At 61.4% G+C, this 20220-nt stretch carries 20 protein-coding genes and 1 pseudogene; 8 read left to right on the top strand and 13 right to left on the bottom strand.

The features are described from left to right. Positions 1–26: 26 nt before the first annotated feature. From QM596_RS17280 to QM596_RS17265, 4 genes are all read left to right on the top strand, one after another. The gene (locus QM596_RS17280) at positions 27–1256 is read left to right on the top strand and encodes an acyl-CoA dehydrogenase family protein (protein WP_019746947.1); all 1230 of its coding nucleotides are present in this window, start codon (positions 27–29) and stop codon (positions 1254–1256) included. Then, complete coding sequence (locus QM596_RS17275; RefSeq protein ID WP_003945582.1) at positions 1256–2068, top strand: SDR family oxidoreductase; 813 nt, start codon at positions 1256–1258, stop codon at positions 2066–2068. The genes QM596_RS17280 and QM596_RS17275 overlap by 1 nt, the downstream gene beginning before the upstream one ends. A 76-nt stretch (positions 2069–2144) precedes the next feature. Then, positions 2145–2816, top strand: coding sequence for a TetR/AcrR family transcriptional regulator (locus tag QM596_RS17270; protein ID WP_020968472.1), 672 nt, complete (start codon positions 2145–2147; stop codon positions 2814–2816). 11 nt (positions 2817–2827) lie between these two features. Beyond that, positions 2828–3976 carry an acetyl-CoA C-acetyltransferase gene (locus QM596_RS17265; protein ID WP_003945727.1) on the top strand — a complete coding sequence of 383 codons (1149 nt, stop codon included), beginning with the start codon at positions 2828–2830 and terminating at the stop codon, positions 3974–3976. A 54-nt stretch (positions 3977–4030) separates the two neighbouring features. Here the strand turns inward: QM596_RS17265 and QM596_RS17260 are convergent, their stop codons facing one another. Together QM596_RS17260 and QM596_RS17255 are read right to left on the bottom strand one after the other, a co-directional pair. Further along, positions 4031–4348, bottom strand: coding sequence for a DUF4333 domain-containing protein (locus tag QM596_RS17260; protein ID WP_073512010.1), 318 nt, complete (start codon positions 4346–4348; stop codon positions 4031–4033). A 97-nt stretch (positions 4349–4445) separates the two neighbouring features. Beyond that, positions 4446–5846: a cytochrome P450 gene (locus QM596_RS17255; protein WP_029254490.1), complete on the bottom strand. Its 1401-nt coding sequence runs from the start codon at positions 5844–5846 to the stop codon at positions 4446–4448. Between the two features lie 95 nt (positions 5847–5941). On the opposite strand from QM596_RS17255, the gene QM596_RS17250 reads away from it, so the two are divergent. Then, positions 5942–6529: a TetR/AcrR family transcriptional regulator gene (locus tag QM596_RS17250; protein ID WP_020906279.1), complete on the top strand. Its 588-nt coding sequence runs from the start codon at positions 5942–5944 to the stop codon at positions 6527–6529. A 47-nt stretch (positions 6530–6576) separates the two neighbouring features. Here the strand turns inward: QM596_RS17250 and QM596_RS17245 are convergent, their stop codons facing one another. Next, complete coding sequence (locus QM596_RS17245; protein ID WP_283309545.1) at positions 6577–7587, bottom strand: ABC transporter substrate-binding protein; 1011 nt, start codon at positions 7585–7587, stop codon at positions 6577–6579. Between the two features lie 81 nt (positions 7588–7668). Continuing rightward, positions 7669–8547, bottom strand: a complete 879-nt coding sequence (locus QM596_RS17240) for a bile acid:sodium symporter family protein (RefSeq protein ID WP_029254492.1) — start codon at positions 8545–8547, stop codon at positions 7669–7671. A gap of 132 nt (positions 8548–8679) precedes the next feature. On the opposite strand from QM596_RS17240, the gene QM596_RS17235 reads away from it, so the two are divergent. Genes QM596_RS17235 through QM596_RS17225 form a run of 3 tightly spaced genes read left to right on the top strand, consistent with a single transcriptional unit; the run spans position 8680 to position 10894 of the window. Then, on the top strand, positions 8680–8952 hold the full coding sequence (locus tag QM596_RS17235) for a DUF2277 domain-containing protein (protein ID WP_003945457.1): 273 nt from the start codon (positions 8680–8682) through the stop codon (positions 8950–8952). 5 nt (positions 8953–8957) lie between these two features. Further along, positions 8958–10379 (top strand): alpha/beta hydrolase, encoded by a 1422-nt coding sequence (locus QM596_RS17230; RefSeq protein ID WP_029254493.1) that lies wholly within the window; start codon positions 8958–8960, stop codon positions 10377–10379. Positions 10380–10402: 23 nt separating this feature from the next. Next, positions 10403–10894 (top strand): NUDIX domain-containing protein, encoded by a 492-nt coding sequence (locus QM596_RS17225; protein WP_283309542.1) that lies wholly within the window; start codon positions 10403–10405, stop codon positions 10892–10894. Between the two features lie 384 nt (positions 10895–11278). On the opposite strand, the pseudogene QM596_RS17220 reads toward QM596_RS17225, so the two are convergent. The 9 genes and pseudogenes from QM596_RS17220 to QM596_RS17180 form a co-directional block, all read right to left on the bottom strand. Then, positions 11279–11605, bottom strand: a pseudogene (locus QM596_RS17220) (transglycosylase family protein); the annotation flags it as partial. 475 nt (positions 11606–12080) lie between these two features. Continuing rightward, positions 12081–12986 (bottom strand): oxygenase MpaB family protein, encoded by a 906-nt coding sequence (locus QM596_RS17215; RefSeq protein ID WP_283309540.1) that lies wholly within the window; start codon positions 12984–12986, stop codon positions 12081–12083. Between the two features lie 24 nt (positions 12987–13010). Continuing rightward, entirely contained in the window at positions 13011–13568 is a 558-nt protein-coding gene (locus tag QM596_RS17210) for an Rv1363c family protein (RefSeq protein ID WP_269577623.1), read from the bottom strand. Next, positions 13555–14775: an MlaD family protein gene (locus QM596_RS17205; protein ID WP_047890353.1), complete on the bottom strand. Its 1221-nt coding sequence runs from the start codon at positions 14773–14775 to the stop codon at positions 13555–13557. Before QM596_RS17205 ends, QM596_RS17210 begins: the two co-directional genes overlap by 14 nt. Continuing rightward, positions 14772–15836, bottom strand: coding sequence for an MCE family protein (locus QM596_RS17200; RefSeq protein ID WP_283309538.1), 1065 nt, complete (start codon positions 15834–15836; stop codon positions 14772–14774). The genes QM596_RS17205 and QM596_RS17200 overlap by 4 nt, the downstream gene beginning before the upstream one ends. Further along, entirely contained in the window at positions 15833–16930 is a 1098-nt protein-coding gene (locus tag QM596_RS17195) for an MCE family protein (RefSeq protein ID WP_081329073.1), read from the bottom strand. Before QM596_RS17195 ends, QM596_RS17200 begins: the two co-directional genes overlap by 4 nt. Further along, positions 16927–17982 carry an MCE family protein gene (locus tag QM596_RS17190; RefSeq protein WP_029537558.1) on the bottom strand — a complete coding sequence of 352 codons (1056 nt, stop codon included), beginning with the start codon at positions 17980–17982 and terminating at the stop codon, positions 16927–16929. The genes QM596_RS17195 and QM596_RS17190 overlap by 4 nt, the downstream gene beginning before the upstream one ends. Then, positions 17982–19013, bottom strand: coding sequence for an MCE family protein (locus tag QM596_RS17185; protein ID WP_020968483.1), 1032 nt, complete (start codon positions 19011–19013; stop codon positions 17982–17984). The genes QM596_RS17190 and QM596_RS17185 overlap by 1 nt, the downstream gene beginning before the upstream one ends. After that, positions 19010–20203, bottom strand: a complete 1194-nt coding sequence (locus tag QM596_RS17180) for an MCE family protein (protein ID WP_283309535.1) — start codon at positions 20201–20203, stop codon at positions 19010–19012. Before QM596_RS17180 ends, QM596_RS17185 begins: the two co-directional genes overlap by 4 nt. Between the last annotated feature and the right edge of the window lie 17 nt (positions 20204–20220).

Raw genomic sequence — 20220 nt, 5'->3', positions numbered from 1 at the left:
AGTGCTTGGTAGGTTATCTTACATATGTGGACCAGAGCGAGAGCCCGGACGGGCAGATGACGGACGACGAGTTTGCGGCCACGGTCGCGCAGTGGTTGGCCGAGAACTTGACGGGCAAATTTGCCCAGCTCAAGGGTAAGGGCGGCCCCGGCAGTGAGCACGAGTTCTTCGAGCAACGACTCGAGTGGGACAAGCACCTCGCAGCCGCAGGATGGACGTGCCTCGGGTGGCCGAAGGAGTTCGGCGGGCGGGGAGCAAGCATCTCTCAGCAGGTCATCTTCCATCAGGAGTACGCGAAGGCCGGTGCGCCCGCTCGCGTCAGCCACATCGGTGAAGAGTTGCTCGGCCCGACGCTGATCGCGTACGGAACCGACGAGCAGAAGCGCCGATTCCTTCCTGGAATCAACACGGTCAGCGAACTGTGGTCGCAGGGCTACTCCGAGCCTGGCGCCGGTTCAGACCTCGCGAACGTCTCCACCACCGCACGCCTCGAAGACGGCAAGTGGATCATCAACGGCCAGAAGGTGTGGACCTCACTGGCTCACGTCGCGCAGTGGTGCTTCGTGGTCTGCCGCACCGAGGTGGGCTCCAAGCGTCATCAGGGCTTGAGCTTCCTGCTGGTCCCGTTGGATCAGCCTGGTGTGACAGTTCGGCCCATCCAGCAGCTCACCGGTACGTCGGAGTTCAACGAGGTCTTCTTCGACGACGCCGTCACCGACGCCGATCTGGTGGTGGGGGAACCTGGCGAGGGCTGGAAGATCGCGATGGGGCTGCTCACCTTCGAGCGCGGGGTATCGACGCTCGGACAGCAGATCGGATTCGCTCGCGAGCTCCAGGGCGTCGTCGACCTGGCGAAGGCCAATGGCAGTGACCAGGATCCGCACATTCGCGAGAAGATCGCTCGTGCCTGGGTCGGACTGCGTGTGATGCGCGCCCACGCGATGCGTACTCTCGACGCGGTCGACGCCGGAACCGGTGGCGGCGAAGCGTCCGTCGCAAAACTGTTGTGGGCCAACTGGCATCGTGACCTGGGACAGCTGGCGATGGACGTGCAGGGTGCGTCGTCGTTGGTTGCACCGTGGGCGGATTCCGAAGGCAATGCCTCGGACATCACCGATCCCGAGCATCTCGAACTCGACGAGTGGCAGCGCCTCTTCCTCTTCACCCGCGCCGACACGATTTACGGCGGCTCCAACGAAATTCAGCGCAACATCATTTCCGAGCGCGTGCTCGGTCTTCCCCGAGAGGCTCGTTAATGTCTGACACCAAAGCCGCGTCCCCGCTTTCCGTTGCGCCCGAGGAAACCCCGGGCCACGGACTGCTCGCGGGCAAGAAGGCGATCATCACCGCCGCAGCCGGAACCGGCATCGGCTTCTCTACCGCGCGCCGGGTGCTTCTCGAGGGCGGCGACGTTCTCGTCTCCGACTTCCACGAGCGTCGGCTCGGCGAGACGGTGGAGAAGCTGAAGGCCGAGTTTCCCGGCCAGCAGGTCGAGTCCATCATCTGCGACGTCTCCAGCACCGAGCAGGTCGACGCGTTGTTCGTCGGCGCGGCCGAGAAGTTGGGACGCATCGACATCGTCGTCAACAACGCGGGCCTGGGCGGCGAGACACCCGTCGTCGACATGACGGACGATCAGTGGGATCGCGTTCTCGACATCACCCTCAACAGCACCTTCCGTTCGACGCGTGCCGCGCTGCGGTACTTCAAGAGCGTTCCCCACGGCGGTGTTCTGGTGAACAACGCGTCCGTTCTCGGTTGGCGGGCGCAGCATTCCCAGGCTCACTACGCCGCAGCCAAGGCGGGCGTCATGGCACTGACTCGGTGCAGCGCTATCGAAGCCGCGGAGTACGGGGTCCGTATCAACGCGGTCTCGCCCTCCATCGCGCGTCACGCGTTTTTGGCGAAGGTCACCAGTGAGGAACTGCTCGACCAGTTGGCTTCCGGTGAGGCCTACGGCCGCGCCGCGGAGGTCTGGGAGATCGCAACGGTCATCGCGATGCTCGCCAGCGATTACTCCACCTACATGACCGGCGAGATCGTCTCCGTTTCTTCGCAGAGGGCCTAGCGTCCCCGTGCGCGGTTAAGGAGTCCCCGGACTCGCTGACCGCGCACAGGGGAAGGCCCTGGATAGGATTGAATACATGACGCCACCTCGAAATTCCGACGAATCAAACGGCAAGTCCGGGCGCCGCGACGAGCTGCTCGAGATCGCGGCGGGGCTGTTCGCCGATCGCGGAGTGCGCGCGACGACCGTCCGCGACATCGCCGACGCCGCCGGGATACTGTCCGGCAGCTTGTATCACCATTTCGATTCCAAAGAGTCGATGGTCGACGAGATCCTGCACCAGTTCCTCGACGAACTCTTCGGAAAATACCGCGAGATCGTCGCGGCGGGGTTGGACAGTCGCGCGACGCTCGAAGCGCTGGTGGTGACCTCCTACGAGGCCATCGACGCCTCACATTCGGCTGTGGCGATCTACCAGGACGAGGTCAAGCACCTCGTCGGGAACGAGCGCTTCGCTTACCTGGCCGAGCGCAACACCGAATTCCGGGACCTGTGGGTCGGCGTCCTCGAAGCCGGCGTCGCGGACGGGACCTTCCGTTCCGACATCGACGTCGAGTTGGTCTTCCGATTCATGCGAGACACCGTGTGGGTCGCGGTTCGCTGGTACCGCCCGGGTGGATCCCTGTCGGCTCACGCCGTCGCGGCTCAATATCTCGCGATCGTGCTCGACGGGCTCTCCGATCCGGCCACAACTTCAGAAGCTATTGCTGAATCAACTTCAAGAACTATTGCTGCACAACGAAACTAGGAGCTAACGCTATGTCCGAGGTTTACATCGTCGACGCCATTCGCACACCGATCGGCAAGAGGGGTGGCGCGCTGTCCGGCGTGCACCCCATCGATCTCGGTGCGCACGTCGTCAAGGCACTGGTCGAGCGCACCGGTATCGACCCCAGTGACGTCGACGACGTGATCTTCGGTTGCGTCGACGCCATCGGCGGCCAGGCCGGCAACATCGCCCGTATGTCCTGGCTCGCAGCGGGATTCCCGGAGCACGTTCCCGGGGTGACCGTTGACCGTCAGTGCGGTTCGAGCCAGCAGGCAGTGCACTTCGGCGCTCAGGCCATCCTGTCGGGCACCGCGGATCTGATCGTTGCCGGCGGCGTTCAGAACATGAGCCAGATTCCGATCTCGGCAGCGATGATCGTCGGTCAGCAGTACGGATTCGACACGCCGACTTCGGGTTCGGTCGGTTGGACCGAGCGCTACGGTGACCAGGAAGTCTCGCAGTTCAAGGGCGCCGAAATGATCGCCGAGAAGTGGGACATCAGCCGCGAAGAGCTCGAGAAGTGGGCCCTGCAGAGCCATGAGCGCGCCAAGGCTGCAATCGCCGCGGGTCGCTTCGACAACGAGATCGTTGCCATGGGCGACGCGACCGTCGACGAAGGACCCCGCGAGACCAGCCTCGAAAAGATGGCGACGCTCAAGGTTCTCGTCGAAGACGGCCGCATGACCGCAGCGGTGGCCAGCCAGATCTCCGACGGTGCGAGTGCGCTGCTGCTGGCGTCGGCGGAAGCGGTGGAGAAGTACAACCTCAAGCCCCGCGCCCGGATTCATCACCTCAGCGCTCGCGGCGACGACCCGATCTTCATGCTCAGTGCGCCGATTCCGGCCACGAAGCATGCTCTCGCGAAGGCCGGTCTGAGCATCGAGGACATCGACATCGTCGAGATCAACGAAGCTTTTGCACCGGTCGTCCTGGCCTGGATCAAGGAAATCGGCGCAGATCCGGCCAAGGTCAACGTCAACGGCGGCGCGATCGCACTCGGTCACCCGCTCGGCGCGACTGGCACCAAGCTGATGGCAACCCTGCTCAACGAACTCGAGCGCACGGGCGGTCGTTACGGCCTGCTGACCATCTGTGAAGGTGGCGGCACCGCAAACGCGACGATTATCGAGCGGCTCTGATGCCCTGCTGTGCGCCTTTATTAACCGCCGGCGGTTAATAAAGGCGCACAGCAGTTAGTTGTTCGGCGCATCCGCAACCTTGATGTCGAAGTTCGCACTTTCACCGTCAACGCTGGTCACGGTAGCTGTGACGTCGTATTCGGTGCCCTGCTCGGTCAGGATGCACGTGATCGATGCGCCGACTTCTGCGTCGAGGTTCTCCGGACACGTCACGTCGTCAGGTGGCTCGCCGATCTTCTCGGCGAGTTGAGTGGAGATCTGACTTGCGACTTCGGACTTGTCCACTTGCGGCGTCCCGACGCTTGCCGAGCAAGCTCCCGTGGCCAATGCCGCCGAGAGCAAGACGATTCCAACTGCAGGCCTCTTTGTCATGTGAACTCCCAGGGTGCGCCGGTGCTCGCTGCTGCCACCCCAGGGATTACCGCATTCGGGACTGTTCAACCGACTTACTCGACGCCGTTTGCCGAGCTCAGCGTCGGCGGACCGTCAAGTTGAAGCCTTCGGGCATCAGGGTGAGCCGTTCGGCCACCTTCAACTCGTAGTCCGGATCGGCCTCGATCGTATATTTCTGCAAGATGGTGCCCAACACGAGGACCGCTTCGTGAATGGCGAATTGTCTTCCGATGCAGGCGCGTTCACCTGTTCCGAACGGCTTGTACACGTGCGCCGGCCTGGCCTTGATGTTGGCAGGTAGGAAACGATCCGGATCAAAAGCCTCGGGATCGTTGCCCCACACGGGATCGCGATGAAGTGACGGGATGAGCACGAGCATCCAATCGCCCTTCTTCATCGGATACTTGCCGACGAGCGTGGTGTCTTCGAGCGCCGCACGGCCGTAGGCGGGAGCGGTCGGCCACAGACGCAATGATTCGTCGAGGACGCGTCGTACGTATCGAAGTTTCGCGATCTTCTCGAAGGCGGGCTCTTCGCCCTCCCAGACCTTGTCGACCTCGGCTTGCGCCTTGGCCAGCACGTCAGGGTTTCGTGACAGGTAGTACAGCGCGAACGACAACGCGCCGGAGGTGGTTTCGTGTCCCGCGACGAGGAAGGTCACGACCTGATGGCGGATGTTCAGTTCGTCGATACGGTTGGGATCGTTTTCGCGTGCCGCCCGTAGCATCAGTTCGAGAAGATCTTCGGGCCCCGGTTCGGTACTTGTCCGCCGGGCACGGATCACCTCGTCCACAACCTCGGCCATGTACGCCTTGCGGACCTCGTCACGTTGATCGGCCCGACGTGCGAGGACTCGCCCCAGGGCCGTCGACTTCAAGAACGTCGTGCGTTGTGAATGGGAGAGAGCGCCGACCATCGCCTTGACGAACGGGTGCTGCTCTTCACGCTCGAAAGAGTCGAACGAGTAGCTGAATCCAGTGCGTCCGATGGTCTCCAACGTCAGCTTGGTCATGTCTGCGGAGATGTCGACGGGGGAGTCGCTGTCACGACTGTCCCAATGGTCGACCAGCTCTCCGGCCACGTCGAGCATGGTGCGGTGGTACGAGCGCATCGCAGTCTGGCTGAACGCCGGGGCCAGGAGATTGTGCGCCTTGCCCCAGTTGGGTTCGTGGTTGTACGCAGTGAACAGTCCGTCGCCGCCGATTCCGCGGAGTGCTTTGACTCCAGGCGCAAGGTGCTTCGCGAACCGGGACTCGTCGGACAGTTCTGCCACCATGTCCGCGCCCGAGGCGAAGACGAAGCGATTTCCCAGGACATTTCTCTCGAAGATCGGGCCGAGTTCGCGCCCGATGCTCACGGAGTTCTGCAGCGGCGTCCGGATATTGATCCCGAGGACGTCCCCGAGGACTGGCAGGCGCCATGCCGGATGCGGGATCCGAGCATCGGTCGTCGCCTCTGGAGTGGTGTCGACGCTCATGGTGTGTCCCCCGGGTGAGATCGCTTACTGAATTGGTGTCTAGTACGCAAAGTACGCCTTACTGAATCGGTGTCAAGTAGTAATCTGACTTGTCTATGGTCGCACCACGAAAACGCCTGGACCGAGAGCAGCGGCGCACGCAGTTGCTCGACATCGGCGCGCAACTTTTTGCCGATCGTTCGTACGAGGACGTCTGGATCGAAGAGGTCGCCGAGATTGCGGGCGTCTCGCGCGGGTTGATGTACCACTACTTTCCGACCAAGCGAGACTTCTTCGCCGCAATCGTCGAGCGCGAATCGCAGCACCTGCTCGAGGTGACCGCACCGGACGCGACGCTACCGGTGCGCGAACAGGTGGCAGCCGGGTTGGACGCCTACTTCGCGTACGTGAAGTCGCACAGCAGGGGAGTACGCGCCATCAACGTGGGGACGCTCTCCGCCGAGGCCGGTATCCGAGCGATCGTCGAACGGGAACTCGAACAGCAGCAGATTCGAATCCTCGACGCACTGGAATTCGAGGGTGAAAGAAGACAGATCGCTGCCGTCGCAGTTCGGGGATGGATCGCATTCGTCCGAGCTGTCTGCCTCGACTGGCTCGATCAACCTTCCATACCGCAGGAAGAGTTGAGAGTGATTTGTCTGCGGACCCTCTCCGGAGCGTTGGGCATCGACCTCGAAACGTGAAATGCCGACCGCGTGGGAGCGGCCGGCATTTCCACGGACAAGTCTGATCAGTCGAGCGTCGAATAGAGATCGTCCCAGCCCTTGGCTACGTACATGTTGGTGTAGATGGATCCGTAGTACGTACTGCCGCGCAGAACGGTGACGTTCCCGGCCTGCACAGCCGGAAGTCGTTGCCACAACTTGTTGTCCGAGAGCTGATCGAAGGTGGTGTCGCTGCTGTCGGTGACGGAAACCATGAACGCGTCGCAATCGCGAAGGCGATCCATCTCCTCGATGCTCAGTCGCCCCTGATTGTCGAAACCGGTTGTGTTCAATGTTCTTCCACCGATGTCGGCGAGCGTCATGTCGGTGGGCTGGCGATTCTTCTTACCGGTTTCCTCCGACACAGGCAGGCTGTCGATGTAGATCGTGGCCTTGTCCGGACTGTAGGACAAACTCGCGACGGTCTTTCCCGCGATCGCCGAAGCGTGTCGAGAGCGGATGTCGGTGATCAGAGCGTCATAGTCGGTGATCAGGCGATCCATGGTGGTGGTTCGGCCCAACCAATCGGAGAGTCGCGTGAGATTTTCTCGCCACGTCTGCTTCGATTCGGTTGTCAGGACAGGAGCGATGGCTTGGAGTTTTGCAGCGGGCCAGTACTCGTTGTCGGCGTTGACGCAGATGATGAGATCGGGTGCGAGTCCGAGGATCTGCTCCAGATTGGGCTTGTCGCTGAGGTATTCGGCCGAGCCGTCGACGGGGACCCACTCGGTGGCGGGCGAGATGTTGTATCCGAAGACCGGTAGTTCCAGGGCAATGGCGAGCTCGAGGTCGGTGCGGGCGTCGACGGCCAAGACCCGCTTGGGGTTGGTCGGTATGTCGTAAGTTCCCAACGGTGTGGTGACGGTGCGCATTTGAGTGTCGTCAGATGTACCCGAACCGTCACTGGAACTGCAGGACGACAGAATTGTTGCTACTGCTGCCATCCCGGCTCCGATGCAGAATTGGCGACGGGTCAGTGCGTCGACTAGCTCTTGCCAGGCGCGTTCGTCCAGCACGGTAGGTGTGGTGGTCAGCATTTTTCGATACCCTTCGGTCTGAGTCCGTATCGATCGTAGGGTCGGCGATACCAGATCACCTATATCGAAAACCGCCTGATATTAGTCGATTTCGGCCATTGTCCGTGACTTGCGGGTGATCGTTGCGCCGAAGGCAGCGGCGAGCGGAAACATGAGAACGCCGTACACCGCAGCCGGCACTGCCAATTGCACGTTGCCGAGGAGACTGACGGCGATGGTGATCGCCAACGTGCTGTTGTGGATGCCGATTTCCATGGAACTGGCGATTGCCTGACGATCCTCGATGCCGAATATCCGGGGAACGACGTAACCGATCGAGAGGCTCAGTAGGCAGAACAAGGCAGCGACGACGCCGATGTCGACGAGATAGTCCGCGATGTTCTCGCGCTCGGAAACAACCGTTCCGACGATCACCAGTGCCAGAACCACCGCGGATCCGATGCGGACGGGCTTGTCCATCCGCTCGGCAAAGGCGCTCGAGCGCAACCGAACCCACATTCCGAGGGCGACAGGAATCAATACGACGGCAAAGACCTGAAGCACCTTCGTGAACTGAAGCCCGAGAGTGCCGTCCGCGTCCTCGGGTTCGAAGTAACCCAACGCGAAGTTGGTGATCAGGGGGAGAGTGACCACCGCTATCACCGAATTGACCGCTGTCAGCGTCACATTGAGAGCAACGTCGCCGCGGAACAGATGGCTGAACAGGTTTGCCGTCGTGCCGCCCGGTGATGCGGCGAGGAGCATCATGCCGACCGCGAGCAGTGGGTCGAGGTCGAACAACGTGACCAATCCGAAGGCCGCGGCCGGGAGCAACAACAACTGACAGATCAGGGCGATCGAAACGGCCTTCGGCGCTTTTGCCACGCGGGCGAAATCTCCGACCGTCAGGGAAAGCCCGAGGCCGAACATGATGATGGCGAGTGCGGCGGGTAGGCCGACGGAGGTGAGTGCAGAGTCCATGAGTTAGTGGCTACTTCCAGTCACTGGGGGAATTTCACTGAAACTACCGTGATGCCCGGATCTGCGTGGCAGTTTGGATACATTGGTGTATCGAACCGTGACGGCGTCGGTGAGCAGGGTTATCGTCGAATTATGTGCCGAAACATCACTGAACTTCGTGGACTCGAGCCCGCTGCTACGCCCGAGGAGATCGAGGCCGCCTCTCGCCAATACGTACGTAAGGTGAGTGGAATAGCCAAGGTGTCCGACGCGAACCGAGACGCCTTCGAACAGGCGGTGCGTGAGGTGACCGAAACGACGACGCGCCTGCTCAGCGCATTGCCGCCTCGCAGACAGCCACCTCAGACCGTCCCGCCGTTGCGTCGTCCGGAAGTACAGGCGCGGATCGCTGCTCGTTCGTCCTGACCCGAGTGGATCTCACAGATATCGACGTATGGGACGTCGAACCGTTGGATCAGCTGTCAGCTGGGCTGGAGGGCGTTCTGGTCGCTCATCGTGTCCGCGACATCCGGCGACGGCTGGATACGCTGCGCAAAGAGGCCGTCGCCGACGACTTGCATATTCGTCAGGACGGAACGGTCTCTGCCGTTGCGCCCATCGCCGACGGCCACCCGCTCCACGTGCATGCCCAGTTGCTCGAGGTCGCGGTGCGAGAACTGATCGGTGAGGCACTGCTGGTCAGCGCGGATCTTCATCATGCGTTGTCTCTGCGGTCTCAGGTCGGCACCGACCTCCGTGACAAAGCTGTGCGTGTGGGGGAGGAGTGGCGAGCGTTCAGCCCTGATCGGCAGCGTCAGATGTTGCGTCATGCACCCGGCCTGATCGCCAACCTCGACGGAATTCCTTCTGCGGTTCGCAGTCCGGCCAATCTCGATCGAATTCAATCGGAACGAGCACGGCTGCAAGATGATTCAGTCCGAATCTCGCAAGAACTCCACCGCGAGTTCTTCGGCGGCAGGCTGAGCAACACAGGGGCGGGCCAGTGGTACGCCGAACGCAAACTCGAGGATCTGGACGCGCTCGACGAGTTGTTTCGCGCCGAACCTTGTCGACGGTTACTGCTCATGGACATGCGCTCGGGTGAACGCGGCTTCGCGGCAATCGCGATCGGTGATCCGGACACAGCGGATCACATCTCCGTGACGATTCCCGGATTGAACACCAACGTCAAGGACTCGATGCGCGGAATGGTCGGCGAGGCAACACGATTACGAGCCGAGGCGATGCGCCAACTCGAGCTGGCCGGCCGAAAGGAGAGCGTGGCCACCATCGCCTGGATCGGATACGACGCGCCACAGGTGATCGGGCCGGGAAAGTTCGACATCGGTCGGGCCAGCTTCGACGTAAGTCGATCGTCCAAGGCAGGCATAGCCGCCGACGCGTTGGGTAGCTTCTTTCACGGTCTTCGTGCTGCGTCGGTCAACGACCGAGTCCATATCACCGCGTTGGGTCACTCCTACGGATCGCTTGCGACTTCTCTTGCGCTGCAACGCGGGGCAAGCGCAGCGGTCGACGACGTGGTGTTCTACGGTTCTCCCGGCGTGCGGGCCAAGGTGGAGTCGGACCTCGGTATCGCCGACCGCCACGTCTACGTCATGAAAGCGGAAGGCGACAGTATCGCGGGGTTCGGCCGTTTCGGTGGCGATCCGACACGCACCGAGTTCCACCGATTGTCCACGGCCGAGGGGATCACCCCGGACGGTGTCAAGCACGAGCGGGCTTTCGGTCATGCGGAGTACGCGAGAACCGGGGACAACGGCGAACTGCGGATGTCGGGTTACAACCTCGCGGTTGTGGTTGCCGGACTGCCGGAGTTGGCCGTTGTGGCCTGACCTGCTGACTTACAGTGGCACTCATGCGCCTGAGGCACTCGGCCAGGGGATTGGTCGTTGACGGCCAGTCCCGTCTTCTGCTCTACCGATTCATCGCACCCGGGGGCGGGCTGACGGTCTGGTGTCCTCCGGGCGGAGGCTTGGAAGGAGACGAAACCCCGCCCGAGGCGCTCGCGCGCGAATTGGACGAGGAGATCGGCTTGCGTGACTACGGGGCCGCCACCCATGTGTGGCATGAGGAGATCCATGATCCGACGATATTGCCGGGTTGGGACGGTGCGATCAACGACTACTTCCTCGTGCCGGTGGCGGCCGCATTCGAGCCCTGTGGGTCGTTGGGGCGCGAAGCGCTGGCCGCCGAGCTGGTCGAGCACTTCGAGTGGTGGAGCGTTGACCGCCTTCTGTCACACAATGGTCGAGAAGTGTTCGGGCCACGCGATTTACCCGACCGGTTTGTACGCCTGGTCAAGGATGGGCCGTCGAGTGCGCCGGATCGATTTGTTCGGTCGCCGTGAGGGATGCGAGGTAGTGATTGAAATCGAACATTTCGGCATCGAAACACGGCTACGCTGGGGTTATGGAGCACTACGTGCGCAAGGAGCCCATCCCGTACGCGTCTACGGCTGCGCCGGTCAGTTCTCACAACCGGTTGGCAGGGACGGCCCAAAAATTGTGGATGGCTCTCCGAGGGCTGATGCGTGATCGGAAGGCGAGTCAGTACACCTCGCTCGCACCGCGTCATCCCGACGGATCACGTACCGCCGTAATGTCTTTCAACAGCAGCGGCGGAGGGGCTGGATCGGGCGGGGCATGAAGGTCGCTAGTACGACGCTGCCCGGGGTCCGTCGAATTCTCGACGAACACCGGGCAGTGACGCACTACTTGGGCTGGGCTCAGCGGAGGTACTGTCCGCAAACCGGCCATGCGCCGGCACCCTGACCGGCAAGGACGTTTTCCGCGACGCGGACCTGTTCTGCCTGGCTGGCGTTGGCGGCACTGCCGGCTCCGCCGTAGGCTTCCCACGTGCTCTGGCTGAACTGGAGCCCGCCGTAGTAGCCGTTTCCGGTGTTCGCGGCCCAGTTGCCCGAAGATTCGCATTCTGCGACACCCGACCAGTCGTGGGTGGCTGCGGACGCGGTGCCGGCGCTCAGTCCGAGGGCTCCGGCTGCGAGGGCTCCGGCTGCGGCGACAGAGGCAAGGGCACGGGTAACGGTGGTCTTGGTCATTTTTGAAAAATCCTCTCGAGTCCCGCCGACGGAGGACGGTGACCGTCTCAGCTCCGCTCCCACCACTAGGAATGTTGTCGAGTCCGAACCGCGGGGTGGGACGGGCGGTGGCGATTCGGTAATGCCCGGTTGATCGGGCTGTCACCAACCATAAGAGATGATTACGGATTGGTCACGGGTCGGCGTGTCGACGCATGTTTGTGCAACAGAAATGCATCAAAGAGTGTTTTCCCAGGTCGCGTGGCGATATGCCACCTCGCTCGGCGTTACATAATCGAGATAAAGTGTGATGCAAGTCACTGGAAAAGCGTCTTGATGGCGTCGGTATGTGGCGCTCGATCGGCCGGTTTTGTCGATTTTCCGGCCCCAGTTCTGGTCACACAGGAGGCTGTGTCGAACCGCGATCTGTTGTCGACCGACCGCCCCGATTTACCTGTGGGGCAGCAGAATTGAAAACGAATTACGCGCTGCTGGCTCAGACGAGATTCCTGCTCGCCTTGATCCGACGACGGATGTCGCGCATCTGAATGGTGTTGCCGGCCTGACGAACGGAGCGTGGAATGAACCTGTTGACGAACGACACGAAAATGAAGAGGTGTTCGAACCGGCGGCGGTCGTCTTCGGTCCACTCGAGGTCGAGTTGGTCGCGGTAGATCGGTGGAAGGAATCCGACCGTCAGGAACCGCAACAAGTTTCGGAACACCAGGCGTATCGGCCAAGCGATCATCTGTAGATTGACCAGGTCGATCAGATACTGCTTGGTGCGTTCGTCGATCACGACGCGTTCGCAACCGAGGTTCCAGTAGCGCTCGAAATCTGCGCGTGTGGCCGGCCACATCTTTTCGGTGACCTGCAGTGTCGTTCCCAAAGTTGATGCGGACTGATAGAACGACTCCGCCTGTTCTTCCGACATCTTGCCGTGCAACAACTGATGACTGTCTTCGAAACCGATGAACAGGCAAGCAGCAACCCATAATTGGAGTTCGCGATTGAAGGCGTTGTACTTGACCGGGCTGTTCGCATCCGACTTCACATGTCGGTGTACAGAATTCACGGCCTCGCGGTAGGCCTTTCGCTCTTCCACGTTGCCCAGGATCGCGACCGTCAGGTACTGCGTTGTGGTTCGTGCGCGCTTCCACGGATGCGCTGTCAGAGCACCAGATTCGACCTTGCTCTCCATGACGCCGTACGCCACCTCGGGCCAACCGAGTTGCAGGATGACGTTGGCAGCGGCTCCGGCGAACGACCAGAAATCGAGTGCGTCGGTGATGTGTGCGGGTTTACGTGCCCACCGCCTACGCTCCGCCGTGATGGTGATGCGTGTCTGATCGGTCCGAAGAGACGACTCGGACTTTTCCGAATCCAGGTAGTGAGTGGGCATGGATCTTCCTCCGCGCGTGGTGAGTTACTTGGTCTCGACGTTGCTCACGAGCCACCGGTCGTCCGAGCGGACCAGGGACACGACCATGCGGTACTTCTGTGTGTTTCCCTCTGGCGCTGCGACATTCTTCGCTTGTTGGTCGACGAACACGAGCACCTTGGCCGACGAATTGTCCAGCGATTCGATGCCGACGTCTGTCGCCGTTGCGCTCGCCTGGCCTTGCCCCCCGGCGACGACTTCGCGCAGTGAATCGACCATCGTTCGGTAGGTGCCGGCAAACTCGTCGGTCGACATCGAGGCGATGCTGTCTTTGTTGGCATCGAGGTTCTGATAGTCGAAGGAGGACATGATGGTCGAGTAATCCCGCGCGGTGTCCAAAGCCTCCTGCCGCAGCGTGTCTTCCTGATTCGCCGAGTACATCTGGAATCCGAGCACCACCAATGCTGCGACCAGCGCTACCGCTATGAGTGAGATCAGTGCAATGCGTGGCTCCTTGAGGCGGCGAAGTAGCGACGGAGAAGTCGGATGTTCGGCCACCTCGGCTTCAGCCTCGTCGAGTAGTGCGTTGTCACCGTGTGCCATTTCCCAGTCCTTCCAACATCAATCTCCAGTAGTTCAGGGCGTCGACTCCGGTGGGGACGAGAATCGGATCTGCGACGACGGGCGGTCCGATCGGCGTACCGGGGACCGTCGAGTTCTGCAATCCGAGGTCGTTCGGGCGCGGAGCATTCTGTGCTCCGCGTTGGACGAGGTCGTCGGCGGGGGGACAGTACATCGCCAGACTTGGACTGGTGGGAGACAGATCGCCGACCTCACGCCTAGGGGTGTCGTAGTTACAGACCGGCCCCTGTGTCGCAACCAAGGCAAAGTCGGCGCGATCGCCTTTGACGATGGATGCCAGTTTGGCGAGACCTTCAGGAATCGTGACAAGCCCGGTTTCGAGGGCGTCTGTGCGGTCGGAGATGATCGGTGCGACAGTGACGAGATTGGCCAGGACCGCTCCGAAAGTGTTGTGGTACTTGTCGAACAACTGTTGAGCGCTGTTCAGGGCGGCGGGCGAATGATCGGTGAGGTAGATCAGCACCGGAGCGTTGGATTCGAGTTGTTCGGTGAAGTTCTTGGCAGCCGCCATTCCTCGGACGAACGAATCCGATTGTGTCGCCATGGAGTCCACCAACGTGGAGGTTCGCGACAGCAGCGCGGCGAGTTCGGTCGACTGGTCGTTCAACTGCGCGGACATGGTCCCACCGTTGTCGATCATCGTCGCCAAGCTCGGGCCGAGCCCGTTGAACGAATTCCCCAGTTCGGTCCCGATGTCGCTGATCGCTTGCGGATCAATCCCTTCCAGGACACCGGACGCCTGAAGCATCAACTGGCTCATCTGGACCGGTTGCTGATCCGCGGGCATGGCGATTTCGTCGCCGTCCCGAAGATACGGGCCGTGGTCTGTGTTGGGATAGATGTCGACATTCTGAATTCCGGCTGCGGTCCCCATCGTCACCTTGGCGACGCTGTCGGTAGGTATCTCGGTGTTGTCGTTGAGTGAGAGTTCCACCCGAGCCGAGCGGGTGCCTGCGTCGAGTTCGACTTCACTCACTTTCCCCACCTGTACGCCGCGATACGTGACGACCGTGCCCTTGGTCAGCCCGAAGGCGTCGGACATGTTGGCGTGCAGCCGGATTTGGCCACCGAAACCCTGAGGGCCGACCACGTAGACGATTCCGAAAGGGATTACCACAGCAGCGATCAGAGCGAACAGGACAAGTTGAACAAGCGCAAGGCGACTCAACGCAGACCTCCTTGAAGTAGATCGGTGAGAGTTCCCGCCGGTGCGATCGATTGACCGGCCATCCCGCCGCTCCAGAGCTTGTCGATCGTTCCCGGAATATCCAGGGCGCCGTCGAAAACGAGGTAGTCACCTTGGACTGCACTGGTGAAGTTCTCGAGCAGTCCGTTCATATTCGCCAGTGTCTGACCGATCTCCGAGTTGAACGAATCCAGAGTCCCGACAACGGTCGACGCATCGTGCAGCATCGCGTCGAGGCCGTCGGGTGACGAGTCGAGGATGGTGTTTGCGTTGGTGGCGAGCTGAACGGTCGAGTTCAACAGGCTTGCAATCTGATCCTTCTGTCCCACGAGAATCGACACCACCTGTGGAACGGAATCGAGGTAGTTGTCGACAACTACGCGTTGGCCGGCCAGTTGGGAGGAGACCCGGGCAGCGAGGTCGACGGCCTCGTCGAACTCGCTGCGGTGACTGCTTGCCTCTGCCATGAGCGAGGTCAGGGTGTCGGTCAGAGAACGAACTTCACCGGAGCGCCCGGAAAACGCGGTGTTCAGCTCGCGCACCACGGTATCGAGTTGATCGATGCCGCTTCCGGTCAGAACCGTACCGAGCGTGGCAAGCGCACTTTCGACCTGCGGACCGATCTCGGTGCGAGACTCCGGAATTGTGTCGCCGTCGCTGAGCATCGAGCCGGACGGAACCTCCGGCACCAATAGTCTGATGAACGGGTTGCCCAGTGCGGACGGGAGTTCGACGGATGCTTCGACGTTGTTCGGCAACGGCGTCGCGGCGTCCAGACTCAGCGTCACATCGGCTCCGACGACGTCGGCGGACAGCGCGGATACTCGACCGATGACTTTCTGGCCGCTGCGGACGTCTGCCCCCAACACCAGGCCGTCGGCGCCGGCCAGCTGCAGCGCCACGTTGTACGCATCACCGTCGGCCGAACGACCCAGGGGTAGGTCTTGAATGCCTGCGCTACAGCCGCCGAAGGCGAACACGGCCACAGAACCCACACCGATGATCACGATACCGGCGACTATTCGAACCGATTGCCGCGTCAATTGCCACCTCCGGGGACGGCTCCGCCGGAAATCGCGGAGGCGATTCCGAGCGGATCAGAAGTGCTGAGGGGGAAGGAAATCGGATTCGTGAACCCGGCTCCGGTACAGATCGGCAACTTGTAGGTGTCGCACAGCGGTTTCGCAACCGCGAACTGAGTCAATGCAGTCGAGACGTTGAGCCGAATGCGCCCGCGCTGATCAGGACCGATTGTTTGGGAAAGGTTCTGCATCATCAACGGCACCAGGTCCATGAACTCTGCGAGGCCGGGTTCTTTGGCAGCCAGAGTGTCACCGAGAACTCGCACGTTGTCGGCTATGGCACCGACATCATCGCCGTGAGTTGTCATGAAACTGTTCAACTGGTCGAAGACCACCTGCAGATCCTGCAGAGGCTGTGAGATGTCCATGTTCTGGTTCGCCCACTGATCGCCCAATGTGCCGAGGTCACCGACAAGTTCGTCGAGGCTGACCTGCCGTGCGTCCAGAGCATTCATCAAGGTGTTGAGATTGTCGACAAGGGCACCGATGTCTTCCGACCGAGCGCCGACAACTCCGGTTGCCGTGCTGAGGTTGCGAATTGCGGTGTTGAATTGATCGCCCTGGCCCTGCCACCCGGCAGCGCCGCGGCTCACGAGATCGCCGAGATTGCCCCCATCCCCGGCAAATGCGTCGGCCAAAGTGCTGACGCTTCCCATCAAGCCGTCGAAATCTATGGGGGAGTGGGCACGTTCGATCGGAATCTGGTCGCCGTCTTTCAGCGTCTCTCCGCCGGTGTAAGCCGGGCCGAGTTCGATGTGGCGATCGCTGATCACCGATGGATTGAGGACATAGGCCGAGGCGTCGGCGGGCAGGTCCACGGAGTTGGGCATCGACATCGCCACTCGAACAGAAGTTCCGCGAGGTTCCACCGACGTGACCGTCCCGACGCCGACTCCGAGGACGGTGACCTTGCTTCCCTCGTAGATTCCGCCGACGTAGCTGAAATCGGCGTAGACGGTCTTGGACTGATCTGTTCGTCCGAAGATGTACCAACCGGGGAGTGCAATCGCCAGGGTCACGACCAGCATGGCCGTGACGGCTTTTCGTGTATTCACTTGCAGCCCTCCATGATGCCGAGCGCGCAGAGCAGATTGTCCGGGATCACGGCGGCCGGCGCGTTGACGTCGGTCCAATTGCCGGTGCCGGTGGAATCGGTGACCGAACGCAGCGCGGAAGGAAGACGAGTCAACAGCAGGTCGATCTGATCTGCGTTGTTCTTCAGCGTGGTGGTGACCTCGACGAGGTTGTCGGTCATGGCGCCGAACTCGTCCTGACGATCGACGAAAGTGGTGGAGAGCTTCGAGATGATGATTGTCAGGTTGTCGACCAGCTGAGTCAGTGCGTCCTTGCGCATCGCAAGAGTACGAACGATCGTCTGAGCATTGGCCGCAGTACCGACTATCGAATCGGTTTGTGCCGCAGCCATGTCCGACAGCTCGCGGGACATGATGAGAATCTGGTCGATCTGTTCACTGTTCTGCGCGAAAGCCGCCGAGGCGCCGCTGATTCCGGCCAGAGCCCGGCCCACCTGATCGGAATCAGTTGGAATCACCTGCGAAAGGGTGTTCATCATGGACTCCATCGCCTGTAGGTCGACGCCGGTGGCCGCAGTGGTGGCATCACTGCTGACGTCGTCGAGGCTGTACGGCACGGTTGTGCGGGAGAGCGGGATGACCCGCGCATCGGAGTCGTCGACGACTCCGGCCGGCACGATCTCCAGGTAGCGCTTGCCAAGGACCGTCTTGAGCCTGACAGTCGCCGTGCTCTGGTTTCCCAAAGGCTGGTCCTTGTCCAAGCGGAAGTTGACGACGACGTGGTCGCCGGCAAGGTCGATCGAATCCACTCGGCCCGCGGGAACCCCGGCCACGTAAACCGGATCGGTGTCGGAAAGCCCGCTGGCATTGGCCAACTCCGCTGTGTATGCCGACGTGCGTACGTTGTACCAGAGCTTCGGAATGCCCAAGGCGGCGCCGAGTCCCACCACCAGAACGAAGATTCCGAGACTACCCAGGGCGAGAGCGGTGCCGCTACCGCTGCGACGGCGATCCCCTTTGAACAGGAAGAGCATGATGCCGACGAACACGTCGATCAGCTTGACCAGGAACATCATGAGCACACCGGCGAATGTGTCGGACCGAAGATGTTGGCTTCCATGTCGCCTGCCTTCAGAGTGAAATTGCACAGATACAGGCTGATGAAACTTCCGTAACTTCCGATCCGGTTGGCGGCGTCGGCGAACTGGGGAAGGTTGGCGAGAAGTCTGTTGAACTCGTCGGTGCTCGCAATCCAACTCCCGGTGACACTTTCGAGTTGTTGCACGGTCTGACCGAATGCGCCGTTCGACCCGGCCATGATCTGAGCCAACGACGAGACAGTTCGGTTTCCCTGATCCAAGAGCGAGACCAGTTGATCGTTCTGCCCGACGACGGAAGTACTCAGATCGTTCAAACCGTCCAGCAGACCGACCAATTCGGGTTGGCGTTCGTCGACGGAGGTGAGAAGAGTGTTCATGTTCGTGAGTAGTTGTGCGAAGACGTCCTGACGGTCGACAAGGCCGGAGCTCATGGTCGCGATCTGGTCGAGGAGGGTGGTCATCGCCTGGCCCTGGCCGTTGAAGGTTTCGACAAAACTTCGCGTGAGCGTGTTCACCTGCTCGGGCTGCAGCGCGGCGAACAACGGTTTGAACCCGTTCATCAGTGCCGTCAAGTTGATCGGCGGTGTTGTCTGCGCCAGCGGTATCGTGTCACCTGGTTCGAGCTGTCGTGCGGATACCGTTGTCGCGCTGTCGTCCTGCGTCAGTGCCAGATATCGAGCACCGAGCATGTCGCCGTAGCGCACGGCGGCACGGACATCCGACTCGAGGGAATATTGCGACTCGATTTCGACGTCGACGATCGCCTTGCTCGTGCCGCCGCCGTTGTCGGCAAACGCAACTGAGTCCACGCGGCCGATACGCACACCGGACATCGTGACCGGGTTACCCGGGTTGAGGCCTTCGACATCGGTGAACTCGAACGAATACGAATCGGTGCTTCCGCGTACCGGGACCGACAACGTGTTCGCCACGAACGACGCACAAGCGACGCCGGTGAGACAGAAGAGTGACAACCGAATTACCTGGCCAGGACGGACCTTCACGGGACGGTCACCTCATTGCCTCTGACCATCGGCCCCAACATCAGTGTTGTTGCCGGGTTGGGGGTGTCCGAGCGTTCCGGCGATCCGCCCAGTAGCTGATCTTCGAGGTAGCGCAGCGTGGCCGCTTCGGCTTCGCCGCCCACGACCGGGGCACTGACGGGTTGTGCAGGCGTCAGGTTGGAGCCTGAACACTGCGCGCCGCGCGAGTCCCCGTACTGCGGGCAATCATCGCCGGTGTATGGGAGCGGTTCGGCGAACGTGGCAACTGCTGTGATGTCGAACTTACCGGTGGCGAAGACCCGCGCGCCCGCGGCGCCGAACGTACTGGCATTGGCGAGGGTGGAACGCAGTCCTCCGGGATTGGCCGCGGTGGTTGCGAGTATCTTTCCGGCGGAATCGATCACAGTGATGATGTTTCGGTTGTTCTCCACGACAAAATCGTCGACGGTAGCGGCGAAGACTGCGGCCGCGCCGATCGAGGACTCGAGATTCGCTCTGTTGGCGACCATGTTGTTCGAGACGGTTGTGGCGGCTGCCAAGGTATCGAGAATGTCGGGGGTCGCGCGGTCCAACGCGTCGACGACCGACTTGAATTCGGGTGTCGATTCGAGGAATTGGTGTGCGGCGGGTGTCAGTACGCCGGACGCGGCACTGAGATTGTCTATCGTGGTACCGATCTCGGCTCCGTTTCCGTCGAGTGCCTGGCCCAGCGCAGTCAGGGCTGTCTGCAACTTCTCGGGCTGCATCGCCGTGAGGACTCCCACCAATTTGGTGTACACGTCGTAGAGCGCAACGGCTTCGGGACCGTCGTCCATGTGGATCTCGTCTCCGTCCGACAGAGTCGTCTGGCCCTGCCCATTCGGACTGTCCACGAGCTGCATGTAGATGTCGCCGAAGAACGTGCGCGGAACGACGCGGGCTACCACGTCGGCGGGAATCTTCGACGCGTCATCGGTCTGAATCTGCAACTGCACAACGGATTCGGCGGTGCCTGATTCGATTTCGCCGATTCGGCCGACGTTGACGCCGTGGTACCGAACCGGAGCTTCACCGCTGATGAGACCGGCTGTGGCTGGAACAGAGACGAAGATGTCGGTGCTCTGCTCGAGGTTTCCCGAACCGCGTAGAACCATTGTCACAGCGGCGGCGACGGCTACCACTACGGCGATCGCGCCGCGAAGGGCGTACACGATCTTTGTGTGTGTAG

The sequence above is a fragment of the Rhodococcus sp. IEGM 1406 genome (assembly GCF_030056745.1).
GTDB classification, from domain to species: domain Bacteria; phylum Actinomycetota; class Actinomycetes; order Mycobacteriales; family Mycobacteriaceae; genus Rhodococcus_F; species Rhodococcus_F erythropolis.
This window is presented reverse-complemented; position numbering and strand designations above follow the sequence as displayed.